1 protein-coding gene and 1 pseudogene are annotated in these 1,190 nt (G+C 57.0%); both read right to left on the bottom strand.

What is annotated here, in order from left to right; all coding sequences use genetic code 11:
- Nucleotides 1-671 (bottom strand): ABC transporter substrate-binding protein (locus tag A3754_RS03425; RefSeq protein ID WP_231880463.1); only part of this gene is annotated, 671 nt, incomplete at its 3' end.
- A 12-nt stretch (nucleotides 672-683) separates the two neighbouring features.
- Nucleotides 684-1,190 (bottom strand): annotated as a pseudogene (locus A3754_RS27095) (ABC transporter substrate-binding protein); the annotation flags it as partial.

Genomic DNA, 1,190 nt, shown 5'->3' with positions numbered 1-1,190 from the left:
TTGCCGACGCTATAGGGGCCGGAACCAATAGGCTTTTCCAGGCCAGCGCTGGTAAATTCCCGGGTTTTCCAGACGTGTTCAGGAAGCACCGGCAGCTGGCCGATGATCAGCGCCAATTCCCGGTTGTCACCGGGTTTGAAATGAAAGGTGACGGTGTGTTCGTCGTCGGCGGTGACGTGATCCACGCCGCTGTAATAAAAGCTGTAGAAAGGCGCGCCATCGTTGATGAGTGTGTTGAATGTCCACACCACATCGCTGGCCTGTACCGGCTCGCCATCACTGAAGGTGGCTTTGGGGTTAAGGTGGAAGCGGACCCAGCTACGGTCTTCCGGCCATTCGATGGTTTCGGCGAGCAAGCCGTATTGGGTGAAGGGCTCATCTTCGGCGCGGGTGGTTAGCGTGTCATAGACAAGAGAGCCGATACCCGCCGCAGCGGTGCCTTTCGGTACGAAAGGGTTCAGGCTGTCAAAGGTGCCAATGACGTGACGGCGCAATTTGCCCCCTTTGGGAGCCTCGGGGTTCACATAATCCAGGTGCTGAAAGCCTGCCGGGTACTTCGGGCTGCCGTGCATGGCCATGGCATGACTGCGATGAATATCGGCCTGCGCCAAGGCGGAAAAACAGCACAGACCCACCAATAGCCCGCGTAGCAGGCTGCGGTTAATGGCCATAAAGACTCCTTGTTATTTTTTGACCCACCAAGTGTCCAGACCCAGTCCGTAGGGGATTGGTTCCGGTGGGCGGGCAAACTTGTCCCACCAGGCAATGCGGTGTGTGCTGATATAGTAGTTCAGGACGCCGTATTGCTGGTAGCGCAACATGCGGTCCAGCGCTTGCAGGCTGAGCCGGTAGTCAGCTTCGTTATCGGTGCTGAGCGCATGGTCAACCAGAAAATCCACCACCGGGTTGCGAATACCCGCCAGGTTGCGGCTGCCGACCACCTTGGCGCTGTCGGAAAGAAAATAGTCTTTCAGTTCCGGGCCCGGGTAGGCCTGAATCGGTAGCACAAACAGCACCACATCGTAATCGAAGCTATCCAACCGCTGCTTATAGGCCGCCGGGTCGATTTCCCGGTATTGGGCATCGATGCCCAGGCGTTTCAGATTGCGAAACCAGGGCGCAAGAATGCGGTAAATGCCTGGGTTGTGGTAATTCAAAACGGTGAACTGCAGCGGTTGGCCTTGTGCATT

The sequence above is a fragment of the Alcanivorax sp. HI0083 genome (assembly GCF_001635175.1).
This window is presented reverse-complemented; position numbering and strand designations above follow the sequence as displayed.